The 13,257-nt window shown below is 48.6% G+C and carries 17 protein-coding genes; 1 reads left to right on the top strand and 16 read right to left on the bottom strand.

Features of this window, described 5'->3' with window-relative positions:
• Window positions 1–2: 2 nt before the first annotated feature.
• The 13 genes from JJQ72_RS02275 to JJQ72_RS02215 all read right to left on the bottom strand — a co-directional run bounded on the left by JJQ72_RS02275 (window position 3) and on the right by JJQ72_RS02215 (window position 9,800).
• A complete protein-coding gene (locus JJQ72_RS02275) occupies window positions 3–410 on the bottom strand; it encodes a minor capsid protein (protein WP_208202597.1) in 408 nt (135 codons plus the stop codon).
• Complete coding sequence (locus tag JJQ72_RS02270) at window positions 411–863, bottom strand: HK97 gp10 family phage protein (RefSeq protein WP_208202596.1); 453 nt, start codon at window positions 861–863, stop codon at window positions 411–413. It lies immediately after the preceding gene.
• On the bottom strand, window positions 841–1,173 hold the full coding sequence (locus JJQ72_RS02265) for a hypothetical protein (RefSeq protein WP_208202595.1): 333 nt from the start codon (window positions 1,171–1,173) through the stop codon (window positions 841–843). The genes JJQ72_RS02270 and JJQ72_RS02265 overlap by 23 nt, the downstream gene beginning before the upstream one ends.
• A complete protein-coding gene (locus JJQ72_RS02260) occupies window positions 1,170–1,559 on the bottom strand; it encodes a hypothetical protein (protein WP_208202594.1) in 390 nt (129 codons plus the stop codon). The genes JJQ72_RS02265 and JJQ72_RS02260 overlap by 4 nt, the downstream gene beginning before the upstream one ends.
• 8 nt (window positions 1,560–1,567) lie before the next feature.
• Window positions 1,568–1,930 carry a hypothetical protein gene (locus JJQ72_RS02255; RefSeq protein ID WP_208202593.1) on the bottom strand — a complete coding sequence of 121 codons (363 nt, stop codon included), beginning with the start codon at window positions 1,928–1,930 and terminating at the stop codon, window positions 1,568–1,570.
• Between the two features lie 51 nt (window positions 1,931–1,981).
• Window positions 1,982–3,121: a major capsid protein gene (locus JJQ72_RS02250; protein ID WP_208202592.1), complete on the bottom strand. Its 1,140-nt coding sequence runs from the start codon at window positions 3,119–3,121 to the stop codon at window positions 1,982–1,984.
• 28 nt (window positions 3,122–3,149) lie between these two features.
• Window positions 3,150–3,527: a head decoration protein gene (locus JJQ72_RS02245; RefSeq protein WP_208202591.1), complete on the bottom strand. Its 378-nt coding sequence runs from the start codon at window positions 3,525–3,527 to the stop codon at window positions 3,150–3,152.
• Window positions 3,528–3,542: 15 nt separating this feature from the next.
• Window positions 3,543–4,262, bottom strand: coding sequence for a scaffolding protein (locus JJQ72_RS02240; RefSeq protein ID WP_208202590.1), 720 nt, complete (start codon window positions 4,260–4,262; stop codon window positions 3,543–3,545).
• A gap of 138 nt (window positions 4,263–4,400) precedes the next feature.
• Entirely contained in the window at window positions 4,401–4,736 is a 336-nt protein-coding gene (locus JJQ72_RS02235; RefSeq protein WP_208202589.1) for a hypothetical protein, read from the bottom strand.
• Window positions 4,726–6,189 (bottom strand): phage minor capsid protein, encoded by a 1,464-nt coding sequence (locus tag JJQ72_RS02230; RefSeq protein ID WP_243895801.1) that lies wholly within the window; start codon window positions 6,187–6,189, stop codon window positions 4,726–4,728. The genes JJQ72_RS02235 and JJQ72_RS02230 overlap by 11 nt, the downstream gene beginning before the upstream one ends.
• The gene (locus JJQ72_RS02225) at window positions 6,189–7,688 is read right to left on the bottom strand and encodes a phage portal protein (protein WP_347880712.1); all 1,500 of its coding nucleotides are present in this window, start codon (window positions 7,686–7,688) and stop codon (window positions 6,189–6,191) included. Before JJQ72_RS02225 ends, JJQ72_RS02230 begins: the two co-directional genes overlap by 1 nt.
• Before the next feature lie 16 nt (window positions 7,689–7,704).
• Complete coding sequence (locus JJQ72_RS02220) at window positions 7,705–8,967, bottom strand: PBSX family phage terminase large subunit (RefSeq protein ID WP_208202587.1); 1,263 nt, start codon at window positions 8,965–8,967, stop codon at window positions 7,705–7,707.
• Window positions 8,964–9,800: a phage terminase small subunit-related protein gene (locus JJQ72_RS02215; protein ID WP_347880715.1), complete on the bottom strand. Its 837-nt coding sequence runs from the start codon at window positions 9,798–9,800 to the stop codon at window positions 8,964–8,966. The genes JJQ72_RS02220 and JJQ72_RS02215 overlap by 4 nt, the downstream gene beginning before the upstream one ends.
• Window positions 9,801–9,888: 88 nt before the next feature.
• Here JJQ72_RS02215 and JJQ72_RS02210 point away from each other — a divergent pair, with 88 nt between their 5' ends.
• A complete protein-coding gene (locus JJQ72_RS02210) occupies window positions 9,889–10,320 on the top strand; it encodes a hypothetical protein (protein WP_208202585.1) in 432 nt (143 codons plus the stop codon).
• A gap of 6 nt (window positions 10,321–10,326) precedes the next feature.
• Here the strand turns inward: JJQ72_RS02210 and JJQ72_RS02205 are convergent, their stop codons facing one another.
• From JJQ72_RS02205 to JJQ72_RS02195, 3 genes are all read right to left on the bottom strand, one after another.
• Window positions 10,327–10,536, bottom strand: a complete 210-nt coding sequence (locus JJQ72_RS02205; protein WP_208202584.1) for a hypothetical protein — start codon at window positions 10,534–10,536, stop codon at window positions 10,327–10,329.
• 156 nt (window positions 10,537–10,692) lie between these two features.
• Window positions 10,693–11,613, bottom strand: a complete 921-nt coding sequence (locus tag JJQ72_RS02200; protein WP_208202583.1) for an HNH endonuclease — start codon at window positions 11,611–11,613, stop codon at window positions 10,693–10,695.
• 76 nt (window positions 11,614–11,689) lie between these two features.
• Entirely contained in the window at window positions 11,690–12,976 is a 1,287-nt protein-coding gene (locus JJQ72_RS02195) for a site-specific DNA-methyltransferase (RefSeq protein WP_208202644.1), read from the bottom strand.
• Between the last annotated feature and the right edge of the window lie 281 nt (window positions 12,977–13,257).

Raw genomic sequence — 13,257 nt, 5'->3', positions numbered from 1 at the left:
GGTTATACCTCCTCCTTCGTATAAAACATAAAATTGGTTGAGTACATCGGCCGATCCTTATCATCCAGACCGAGGGGGATCGGACTGGACTGAATGGCCACACTTGAAAAAACGTGTACGCTGCCGGCTGTATAATTGGATCGCCGATGCAGGTGCTTAATCAGCTGCTTGGCAAGTGATTCAGTTCTCGCCATGTTCCCAGGCAGAGCTTTGTATGATTTGCCTTTGACAATGACTTGGAAGGTGGGCTTTTCGGTCGGTACGTATTCATGCGGAGCATAACCGCCGGTACCGAAGACGAACAAGCAGGGAAGTTTGGCTTCCGGCAGCTCGGCCGGGATGAAGTTGGAATCCGGATAAACGGTGAAGCCGGCGTCCGTCAGGTAAGCGATAAGGTCACTTGCGAGCATTTATCCTCCCTCCAAAACACTTTTCAGTTCCTGCAAAATGAGCTCTTCATTCATTTTCAACGCATTCTCCAGAAACTTTTTCCCGGGGAGATACCCACCATGTGACGGCTTGCTCCTTGTTTTTTCTCCTGGCATCATCACGGCAATTGCACCGCTTTTGGTCTTCCGAAATCCTTCATGCTGCACGACGGCGTAATCGTCAACTTCCGGGCTTGTACCCATATCAATGTACATGCCGGCCAGAGCCTGTTTCACTTCCCCAACGACTAAAGCTGCTTCCAAATCCCCTTCATCGATGGGTGCAAGCCTCTTCGCATCAGCGATAACCTTTAATGCCAGCCGGGTCAACACGGCTTCCAGGCGACGATCAAAATTGCTCTCCATTTGCTCCAACCGGTCGACCATGGCCTCAATCCCTTCGAGACTAAAGCTAAACACTTTGCGGTCGGCCATAGATGATCACCTTCTTTACGTTGTCAGTCCCCAAATATTTTTTGACCTCGATATGGGCAACATCGCAGCGGACAAGCATGCCGAGTTCATTGGTATATTCAAAATAATCCTCGAAGGAAACGGCTTGCGGTCCTTCCAAATGAATCTCGTAGGCAATCTGAATTTCCTCGCCGCGGGCATTCCGGATCAAGCGTTGATCTTCTACCACTTTGGCCGGCTTAATGGCACTGGTCGGAGGAAGAGGACGGCCCCAATCATCCATTTTGGCATGCCAATGCACCACCGTTGCCGGATATCCGAAGAGACTCATACCAGAGCCCCTCCGTACTGCAGTTGTGCCACTGCCTCAGCTTCCTCCTCAGCCAGTTCGTCTGCGGTAGGGCCAAGCAAGGAACGGACGTCAGGAGCTACGTCAGGGCGCTCTCCCTCCTTGTAGCTGATCGACTCTCCGTTATCAGACACCGTTTTAACGTTATGCTTTTGATATTTAAGCGCCGGATCGACTCCCTCCAGCTCCCAAACGGTTTGAGAAGCAACGATCGAGACGGCCATCGGATCAATCTCGGGATACCAACGCGCAAGATTCCGCTCAGCCTGGACGACCGCCACAACCTGTTTTTGCTCCGTAGCACGATCCCAGGCTTCGGTATCCAGCATATTTTCAGATATCCATACACCAACCTCTTGAGGATCCATACGCTCACCTACTTCCCTTCGGCAGCTTCGATCTCTTTAGCGAGCGTCTCTGCATCCTTCTCGTAGGCATCCTCGATGCCAAGCTCGAATGCTTTCTCCTGAAGGGTCTTTAACTCCGCTTCCTTCTCAGCGATACCCTCTTTCAGCTTGGCTTCACCGAGCCGGCCGGCGTTCGGCACCCCTAGTTCTTTTGCCCGATCCCGAAGCGTCTGCAGCTCAGTTTCTGACTCTTCTGCTTGTTCTTCAATTTCATCAGCAACATCCGCATCAAGAATCGCCTGCCCGATTTTATCATCTACTTTGCGGATAATGGTCCCGGGCTGTTTCCAATTCCCTTCGTACTTCACGACGCCGGTAAGTTTCAGGTCCATATTGATCACCCTTTCATATAAAAATGAAAAAGGAGCCCGTGTAATGAGCTCCTACAATACTTTTGCCGATACTACAGAGTCCGCCCAAGCAAATGCCGGGAAGTTCAATGCCACTCCGGCGGTCCGCAGCCGGATCGGATTCTTTGTCACGTCGCGGAATACGTAAAGCCCCATGTCACCCGTTTGCTCAGCATCAATCTCGGCCATCATCTCTTCCGTTGTCTTGGCCCAAAGGTAGTTGCCGAGTGGTCCATCCGGCAAGAGAACAAAACGATCCTCTGGCAGCATGCGTACGGTCGTAAAGGACAGTTTCCCGCCGGTCAGCGCGCGGTCCTCCGTGCGGGCCTGTGTGTCATAAGCAATCAAAGCAGGGAACTCGAGCTCTTCGAACACCGCATTAAGCTGAGCTTTCGTCAGCTGTGGCGGCTGTGCATTCCCGCTCGGATTGCCATGATAATGCTGCCGGATAGAGAGGTTACGACGAAGCAGCGTGATAATCTTCTGGCTGGTCATCGCTCGTCGCAGACGAATGCCTCGTGCTCTCCACTGATCCACCCACAACTGGATATCATCGAGCGGTGTAGAATTGACGATATCACTCCACAAGTCTGTGCCAGTCAGGACAGGTTTTTGTTCAGCTGTGTAGCCAAAGTCAACGTCTACCTTGACGTTCCCTTCTGTATAAACCACCTTACCGCTCCAGATGCTAGTCATAGCGATCCACTCCCGGCGGGCCCGGATCGCATCTACGGCATATTGAGCATCGTTCAGTTGGCGGCTACGCAGCTGGTTTCGCTCTTCATTGCGAAGCCCGTAGCTTTGAGACGCTTGGAGTGCCATGCGGACCAGCTTCTCATCCATGTACCGGCCGCGCTGAATTTTCGGAATCTCAATGCGCGATCCCTTCATGCCTTCCCGAGAACCGTATTCCACCTCAGTGCCCAGCTCAGCAATCTGCGCCATGACCGGTAACCGCGGTGATTCTTCTTGAATTACATCGACCGTCAGCTCAGCGGTTTCCCGTGGCGGGAAGAACAGAGGATGAAGATACTCATTGGACACGTCAAGATTCCGGGAGTAAACCAGCAGGTCCTCACCTGTTAGTGCTTCTTCCAAAGTCAGATCAATTGGGTCATCTCCCGCAAAAGTCTGCAGGTCCAATTTGAAACGCAACTTGTATGGCTTGGTCATATATTTTCAATCCTTTCGGTGTTTTACTTTAAGCAAAGACGATGTGCGGCATCTTCTGACGCAGCATATCGTCTACGGTGACGGGGATCCGCTCCGTGATAAACTTACCGACTTCATAACCGCCTACGACATGGTCTCCGTCTTTGACATTCACGGTGCGCTTAAGAATAACGGTCGGGTTCTCGCTGCCGTCGGTACCTGCCGGATCGTACGGCACAAACTTGCCCGAGGCGGTGAGCTTCGCCATCGGCATCCCTTTCTTAATAATCTTGTCGCCATTCGCATCCGCAGTAACGGCTGCTGAATCGATCGTGATTCCGTTGGTTACTTCACGGATCACCTCAAAGGATGCCAGGATTTCATAATCATCCTGAACAGTTACCCGCGTTCTTGGCTGCAGTCTCATTGAATAGTCCTCCTTCTAATTCTGAGCCCAAGGGTTGTACACGGCTTGTTGGCCAGTCACCCCGCGGCTTTTTGCTAAATTGATGATTTCCTCTTGTCGTTTCTTCTTTTCACCTGGAGCTCCACCACCGATGTCAGCACCGATCCGGCTGCCCCTCTGCTTTGTTTTGAGTAGGTGAGGCTTCTTCTGGGCTAATTCCTCGAGTGCTTCCTTTACGCCTTCCAGCTCGCCCTTGTCGTTCTCCTTAACAGCAGACAGATCAGCGAGTGCTGCAGCGTCCTCCCAGTCCGCGAACCCGAGTTCATTCGCCATCACCTTAACCTCAGCATTGAGTAATCGTTTGAAGGTCTTATCGTTCTGTTCCTTCTCACGTGCCTTGATTTTCTCATCGACCAGTCGATCGACTTCAGCGGGATCAAGTTTCCCTTCTTGGTTCCCCTTATCCTTTGGCTTCAGGGTGGCTTGCATCGCCTCTAGGGAGTCAAAACCTAAATCCTTAGCCAGCTGCTTCTGTGCGGCCTTTTCAGCACGGGAAAGACGTGACTGGACATGTTGGTCCAGCTCCGCCTGGGTGAAAGTTTTTTCACTGCTGCTGGCGCCGCCCTCTCCGCCAGTTTCCCTTGTGTCGTCTCCGTTACCGCTCCCATCGCCGGATCCTCCACTTGAACCACCGTCAGCTGCAAAAAGCTGCAGATTCATTTTCAGTGGAAATCGACTAGCAATATATTCGTACATTTTGGCCTCCTGTTTTACGTCCGGGTGGACAGCCTCGAATAGCAGTTTTGTGTCATACCACGGTTTGGACAAAAGAAAAAGCCGTCCACATTTGGCCAGCTTAGAAAACAAAACGCCCTCGTTTAATGCGAGGACGTTTCAATATTTATATGTTTGACCTTCGTATACTACCTTCCGCTGTGCTAAGTCAACTGACACCTTGCCAGATGCGATCCTAGCAATATGCCACCACCAATTCTCTGGAGGTTTATCGCTAAAGATTTTTTCAGGATCGCCGTTTTCAGAAAAAAAACGTTCGAACTCACCAGCTCGTCTTAGCAATGTCGCGTCATGTCTTGAAAGCATTTCTGCTTCTTCATTAGTCAGTTTAGCTCCGGCCAACTCGTCCCTAATTTTGAACCCTTCCATTGTTTCAAAAATACTTAAGAGTTTATCCGAGACCTCAACACCATATGACTCGATATCATCCTTCAATTTCATACACCTCCTTCACCGTTCCCATGTAATTATAGCCACCATCGACGTTTAAATAATTCCTGTACTTCTGTTCAGATTTGAAGGGAAATGATGTTGTCATCAACCCATCATCCTCGACCATAACGATCCATAGTTCCCCGTCACCGAAAACAAATGTATCTTGTTTGAATTCTGGCTTCGAATACCGATACATTTCACTATCAAGATTCGAAACGATCTCCTTAATTTTGCTCTCATAATCCGTGGTTGTCCAGTCCTCAGGTATATGTTTTCTCTTCTTTCTTTTCAGAAGATGATCATCCAGTTTCCCCTCATTCCAGACAAGTCCTTTGCTAAGAATCTGCTCCCGTATTCTAATGACGTTTTCACCATATCGTTTTATCAAAATAGGGTTTTTAGGTAAACCGGTCCTTTTATTTATTACGTTGGCCTTCCGGTAAAGTTCCTGCAACTCTTTGTATGCCTGCCCACCGCTTGCCTTCAGACGGGCGAATCTGCGCAGATCCGGCATGTCGTTCGGCAGAACTGCCTTGTATCGCATCCATTGCTTACGTGTCTCATTCTTCCGTGCCTTGTCCCGCTGAATTTCGTTGTAACGCTGAATATTTGCCTCAGTCCGATTATCGGTGAAGGGCCGGTTCGATGCAGAAAACATTCGCTTAACCTCATCTGGTGTTTGATATTCTTCAATCCAGGCACTAATGGAATGAACACAATGTGCATGGTATGGCGGGCGAATCTCCAGCTTGGGGAACCGCGCATCATTGCCGCTGATGCTGTACACACGCCCCTGGTATTTAGCGCAATATTCACAAGTGATTCCTACATAGTTCACATAGACCAAGTCGAGGCCGTTTTGAACGATCGTATTCTCTGCCCCTGTAACATGAGCTTTCCGGAGATTGTATTGCACGACTCCATTCATGTACTTATCCGCCGGGATTCGGGCTCCATTCTTGGCTACAATACCTGTGATCCCCTGCTCGGTCATTCTTGCGACCGCTTCTTTGGTCGCCTCCCGCCTGCTCAATCCTTCGGTAAGCAACTGCTCCGTTGCCGTTCGTACAACTTCCTCCACCCGTCGCTTTGCGTCCTGGGACATGTTATCGGTGGCCTCAAGAATTCGAAAGAAGGTGTCGTCCATGATCGCCTGTACGGCTTGTTGGTGAACGATCGATTGTACGGATGGGTTAAGCTGGTTCTCCGCCATTCCTTGGACCACCATGCTGCTAACTGCTTCTTGGGAGCCGGCTCTATAAGCGTCTGCCAAAACTTCAGACATACTTTGTGCCGCTCCATTGGTCAAATCCGCAAGGATTTCATCGATCTGCTTCAGTATCTGCTCTTTGCGGCGCCTACTATAGCTGCCTGCCTCGAGGGATCGGATCAATTGGAGCAACCGCTCACCTGCCTGAGTGTAAAGAGCGGTCAACTTTTCCGCGCTGGCCATCAGCTGCTACCTAAGTTCACCCGCGGCGGTTGGGTAAATGTTGGGTTCATTGAATCCACTGCTTGTTCATCCTCAATCTTCTGAATCTCAGCTGCTATGGCTTCCTCGGACCAATCCGGATGCATGCGGCGGACCGTGGTTTCTAGGGACTGCACACCACCGGAATATTTCTCAATTTCCTCTGTGTCCTTTTCGCTTTCTGCTTTCGGCAGCAGGTCGCCCCATTCAACCACGGGATCACTAATCTGAAGCGACTTTCCACTGATCGAATTTTCTAGGATCATACACTTCCGGATAGCAGCCTTAATGGCTGCGTCGAACTTGTCCTTGATCGCCTCCGCTTTAATTACCGACTGAATCCAAAGATAAAGAAGTGCGACGCCAGAATCACCTTTACCTTCCTCCAACCCGGCAGCCTGCGGGGAAGTTTTACTGATGGCCAGCATGTACTTGATCAACCGTGTAACATGCTCAAAACTCTGGGCCGTCTTAGCATCCCAGGTAATGTACATTGGAACAGCACCGGATTTCTCATCATATGAAACCACCTCGAGATCCGCGTTTCGCACAAACCGCCCGCCGTAATCCCGTTGATTTTGCGTAGCGACGCTATCCCAGAGGGCCCGGGGAATTGCCAGCTTTGGCTTGCCGTGCTTATCAAAAACGACGCTGTCTCGTGTAATGGTCCAGTTAATCTCTTCTTGCAGCCCATCGATGTTCCGGAGAGCCGATCTCCCTCGAGGAAAGGTGAGCGTCTCATCATTGGCGACCATCCCGCAAAGTAACTCGGTCACGCCTGACAATTCAACATCCTCGGGAATATCAAGCTCATATTCAGCCGCATATTGGTCGATTTCCAACTGCTCAGCTACATTGTCGCCATCCATCCTGTATACCAGCTGATGAATGGATAGCCCACCGTCCTCTAAGCGCTGCCGCTCCACCCTAAGAAATTGATCTTTTCGGTCATCGTCTCCCCACTCCTCCAGCCACACAATATCCGCGCCGCGGTCATCATCATGAGGGAGATACTGATCGCCCAAAATCCATTCAAACCAGACTGTTCCTGCTGCATTTCGACGAATACGATATGCTACTCTGCCGTCAACCTGATGCTGTGTTATGGCTGACCAAACCTTTTCATTCGGTTTGCTGGCGGTTACAACGGAGGATACAAACTCCAACTCCGGGCCTTCTTCAACATCAGCGGAGATATTCCCGAGCGATCGGTTCAGCAGATCGGCTGGCACCTCAGCAACCAGGCTGCTGAAGTTAGCCACGATATATTGATGGTCTGCGCTGAATATCTTCTCGACCTGGCGCCATGATCGGATGCCATTTCGACGGCGAACAACCCGGGTTTCTTTCACGACGGTCTTTGCCCTGGGGAAGATCGCGGCATGCTCTCCCTCGTACAGCAATCGATAATACATCATCATACCGACCTCTTGGTCAAATGGCGGCGGGGGAAAAGCCTTCTTGGAATAAATGATCGTCACTATATTCACCTTCTTTCTACCAGCCTGCCGGCCGTTGATGGCTGTGATGCATCTCTGGACGTCTCAGCGGCTCTGCTGCATAACGCAGCGCAGCCATTGCATCATCCATAAAGTTGACCGGCTCGTCCAGGTAAAGCCCCGTCTTCTTGTCCTTCTTCCATGACCACTGCTGAATTTCTTTGATCGTATTGACGCAATCCGGGTGGATGTGGATCTTCCGCTGCTTCAGGTAATCGATCTGAGCCTGTACGCTTCCTGGCTCCTTTACAACCGCTGTCGCATTGTACCCAGCATTCTGCCACATCTGAATGCGGTCCGGCTCAGCGGAATCACAATACATGGCAAGATACTTACTCAATCCTCTGCGGTCAGCAATCTCAATAATCTGATCCGTCGGCATCTCATGTACGTAAATCTCGTCACAAATAAAAAACTCACCATCTTTGACACCGACGGTGAGTATTGCATTTGCGTGATTGAAGCCAAAATCTTGGCCGTGATGCATGCTGTCAAACATATCAAATGACGTATCAAAATCATGAATGATAAAGTTCTTGAATATCAGGCCGCCGAGCTCACCCCAGTTACCAAGTCCGTATACCTCATATCCTTCTGGATCCTCTTCCTTCCTTCGCATCATCCGCCGGTGATATGCCGGGTCGATGAAACGATTCTGCAGGAAAGTGGAGTGGTGTGCCAGTACGTCCGGACTTTCGCGATCGAAGTATTTCCGCTTGATCCAGTGCTGTGCAGATACCGGATTAAACGAGAATGTGATCTGGTAATAGAGATTGGGATTCAGTAGAATACCGCGCAGCCGGTCATCAAGAATATCGACGTCTGACTCCTGCAGCTCCGTTGCTTCCTCTACCCAAATCCATACCAGCTTGCCGTGCGCGAAGTTGATGGACTTTACCTTTTCCCGGTCCCGAACATCGTTCATGCCTCGGAAGATGACCTCGTTCCCGGTTACCCTGCTCCGGATCGTCAGCGGTGAGCGCAGGATCTCCCAATATTCTTCGGCCCGCTCCCCATATATCCGGTTGATTGCGCCTGTTAACTCGGCGAATGTACTGTTTCGGTTCGTTTCATTTACCTTCCGAACACATAGAAGGTTGGCCCCGGCGTACTTTGGATCTCCAAGTTTCATAATGTAATCTTGGGCAATGTTAACCGACTTCCCAGATCCGGCGCTGCCCCTCAGAGCTCGGTACCGTCGCTTTGACCGGTTTACCGGTTTAAAATGAGCATTGAACTGCACCTTAACCGCTGCGGTCATAACTCACCGTCTCCATAATCCACGATAATCTGCAATGGTTGCCTATTATCCGTTCCGCCGGCTTTATCAATCTCACGTTGAAGCTTTTTCATCCGAAGCTGCCGTTCTTCATCTTGGATTTCATACTTCAGCTTAATGGCTTTCAGCTTTTTCTCCTGGACTCGGGTCAGAGCTTCTTCTAGAGCGAGGATGTCATCGATTTGCCGATATGTCTTCTCCTCGATTTCAGACTCAACCAACTCTTGCTTGGTAACAGGGATTGACTTGGCCTGTCCTGACTTTTCATCATGGACTGTCATAACCTCCTTCATCGCTTTGAGCTCATACAGGACGCGGCGCTCTTTCTCCGTCAGTCCTTCGGTTAATCGTTTGATTCGAAGCAGCATCCGGCGTTCGCGTATTTCGAATTTTAGGATAGCCTCGTTCGCCTGTTGCAGTGGATCCGTATCGATCTGATCGATCAATTCGAGCTCTTCATCATCCAGAGCATCCAACCAAATGGTTTCATACTCTCCCGTCGTGACCGCTTTTTTGTTTCGGAGAGGTCCGCCCTGACCACCACGATTTCCCTTGGCATTGTGGTTACCCCGGGGAGCGCCGCCACGATTACCAACTGCATTTTTGTTCCCTTTGGGCGCGCCGCGATTAGTAACGTTACCTTTAAATTCATTGGTAACGTTACCTTTCAAATCGGCAGCCCACTTGTCCTGGGACTTCCACTTCCGGACCTGTGTCTCCCCAATAAAAAGAGCGGCGGCGATGTCTTTAAGCTTCATCGTCCCACCGCTCTCCAGCCATATTTGCTTTGCCTTGTCCCGGTCGGGACTTCTCACTCTGGCCACTACACTATCACCACCCCCATATTATTAACTTTTGACTTTGAGAAGCCGATAAGAGACTTAACACAACAGGAGGTAATTTATGACTAATACACAAATACAAATAAAAGAAATTGAAGATTATTTAAATTCGAAAAAGATTAAGACCCCCGAAGATGTTAAATTCGCAAAAAAACACCTATTACTTATAAAGAAAGAAGCTGATGAGAAAGGCGAGAACATAGAAGAAGAGTTCAGTTTTGTTAAAACACACTATCATGGTCAGTTAGCTAGTTCACCTGCAGCGGGAAATTACATAGCAATTATGGCTATTTTAACTTCAATAATAATTGGGATCTTTGGTTTAATACCTTTGGTAGATACAAGTACAAACCTCTTTCTCTTTATTATTATATTAATACTTCTTGTTTTTCTGTGTTTTATAATCATCAGCAACGGATGGATTTACAAAAAATGCGCCACTTATACAATCATCGTAAATCTTATCGAAGAAATATTAATAAAATATAAATGAATTAAATCATAGGATATCCTTCTGTAGCTCAATATCTATTTCAATCAGTTTCTTTAAATCATCCACCGTTTTAATTTCGATGCGGCCATCCTGAAAGTCCTTAACCCACTTGGCGATCCCAGCTTTTACAATCTTGCGATACTGCTCTTTGGACTCCATGATACCTTCCATCACCGCAAGCTCATGCTTCAATAAAAGTTCATCTTGTGTTCTCATGTGTACCCCTCGGCTTTCCTTTATAATGGAATGCGAGATAGCGGATTTCTGCAAAATGCCACGCGTGGCGGGCCGCTATCTCAGCCGGGGGATACCCTGGATGAAGGGGAGGACGTTGCTGCGTCCTCCTTTTATTTTTTAATAATAAAAAGCCGCCTAATTGGCGACCTCTCTTTTGAAAATATTGTCCCTATGGTATTTCATATAAACCTTGTGACCTTCTAATAAAGTTATCTTCATAGCTTCATGTACGTTCATTAACATCTTGATATGGTCCTCCAACAAAGGAGAAACCAATATAGCGCCATCATCTGCGAAACCAATTAAACCTTTATCAAAAAGAATATCATGAGCAGGACACAGCAAGAATCCATTATATTGATCGAGTCGCTCACTGTTGTTTGATACGCTCCATGGCTTTGCGTGGCTTGCCTTCAGAAGATCAGGATTATCGATGCCACAAAGCTTGCATTTATTCTCGAGTGCGCGCAGCCTCTGTTTGAATATCCCCTGCCCAATTCTACTCTTGACAACTTGTTCTCTGACTGTGTCAACTGGTTCACTTTCAACCTCAGTAATTGCCTCTTGTATTAATTGCTCATCATCTTTTTTAATAGCCAGAAAGTCTGCAGGATTCATTTTCACTAATGAAAACAGATAATTAGCGATTTCCTCATTTAGTTGAAATAGATAGCCCGTATTTCCTCGTCCTATCCCGTTAAACGGAGCATACTTCTCACCTTGTAAAGCAAGAATATCATCCATGTAGTCCTTGTACCTTATGGGATGTGGAACGTCGATATACTTTGCCTCAACTTTCCAGCCGTCCTTCTCCCAAAGGTCAACAGTCTCGAGCCCCGCAGGCTTAACCGCTTCTTTGCAGTCTTCATTCGCAACAATAACAGACAACATTTCGCCGTTATAACTATTGAATATAACATCACCTTTTGAAACCAGCATCATAGATGTCCAGTGATGAAACGTTTTTCCTTCTTTATTTACCTTTGGTGCCCAAAGAAACCCTCCCGCCTTCTCTTCTTTGTACGTCTTGTTCTGGAATACGAAAAAATACTTCATTCAGCCTCTCACATCTCCATTGCTAATGTTTTGAGGTATTATTTCAACGAAAGATGTCGAATTCCTTCATCAACTTTTATAGTCTCTGAAGCAATACTGGTTCAATGCCGGTTGCTTCCTTGTATCGTTTCTTAATCACATCGCAGAATATCGGATCCAGCTCTAATGTCCGGCAGCTGCGACTCATCTGATCACAGGTCATAAGAGTGCTCCCTGATCCTCCAAAAAAGTCTAAAACGACGTCGCCTCGCTGGCTGCTGTTCTTAATTGGTATAGCCAGTAGCTGAAGTGGCTTCTGAGTCGGGTGGACATACTTTGTAACGTCACCCCGTGAAACTTCCCATACTGACTCCGGCAACGGTTCTTCAGCAGGCAGCCCAGCCTTCCAGACGGTCGTCTGCGATCGATCCCCGTACCATGCTGGCGCCTTCTTCTTCAGATGTGCGTAGAACACAGGCTCGTGCTTCCATCGATATTGAGACCAGCCGAATGAAGCTGCGTTTTTTACCCACACACACTGGCTCCGAACTACGATGCCAGCGGCGTTCATCGCATCCTCGAACTCGCGCTGGTATGAAGATGGGTGAAATACATAAATTGCAGCAGTGGCCTCCATAACTTCTGCATAGTTCTGAAAAACGGCATGCAAAAAGCCCGCAAATTCCTCTGCGGGCATATCGTCATTCATTATGGAGCTGCATCCGTCTGCAGCCAAGCGTTCTGAATCACTTTCAACAGCAACATTGTACGGCGGATCAGTAACCACCAGCGCGGCCTTACAGCCCTCCATTAACCGAGTTACGTCTTCCAAATCAGTTGCATCTCCACACACCAACCGGTGCGGACCAAGCTGCCACACGTCACCCCGGCGGGTCTCTGCCTCCGTAATGCTATCAAGTGCCTGCTGAACATCAAATCCATCCTCAACTACCGGGTTCTCAACTTCAGGGACATCGGGGAGAGAGCCGATAAGGTCTGTAATCTCTTCCTGGTCGAAACCTGAGAGGGAAAGATCCACGTCAGTATCCTGCAGCTCTTCAAGCAACCTCGCCAGTGCTTCTTCATCCCATCGGCCGGAAACCTTATTCAGGGCAAGATTGAGCAGCCGCTCTTGTTGATCGTCCATATCAACGACGCTGACAGCCAATTCTGTATACCCCTGCTCATGAACCATAATTTTATAGCGCTGATGCCCGCCGACCATGTTGCCGGTGCGCTCATTCCAAACGATCGGCTCTACATAACCGAATTTTTGAATGCTACGCCGGAGTTTCTCGTATTCCGGGTCACCTTGCTGAAGGTCAGCCCGGGGGTTATAAGCAGCTGCGTTAATCCGATCTATAGGTAGGACTCTGATATCTATTTAAAAAACCTCCAATATAAAGTTATAAATTTTGAAACTTTTTCTTAGATAATCCGTTTATCCTATTAACCTCGAAAGAGGGGAGAGAGGAGTGTGGTCTTTTGTCCACATTTTTGAGCTCTCCTTGCTCCGAATTCTAGAATATTCTCTAGCATGCCATGAGCTATAAGGGGAACTTTCCTGCAGGTTCACGTCTGCATAAGTCATGGCCAGTCCTAAGAAGTTAGATAGGCACTAACGGGTTGGAAAATCCGCACTTGGTAGCAAGTAACTTGCGTGAA

It is taken from the genome of Paenibacillus sp. F411 (assembly GCF_017582705.1).
Taxonomy (GTDB): Bacteria; Bacillota; Bacilli; order Paenibacillales; family Paenibacillaceae; genus Paenibacillus_AQ; species Paenibacillus_AQ algicola.
This window is presented reverse-complemented; position numbering and strand designations above follow the sequence as displayed.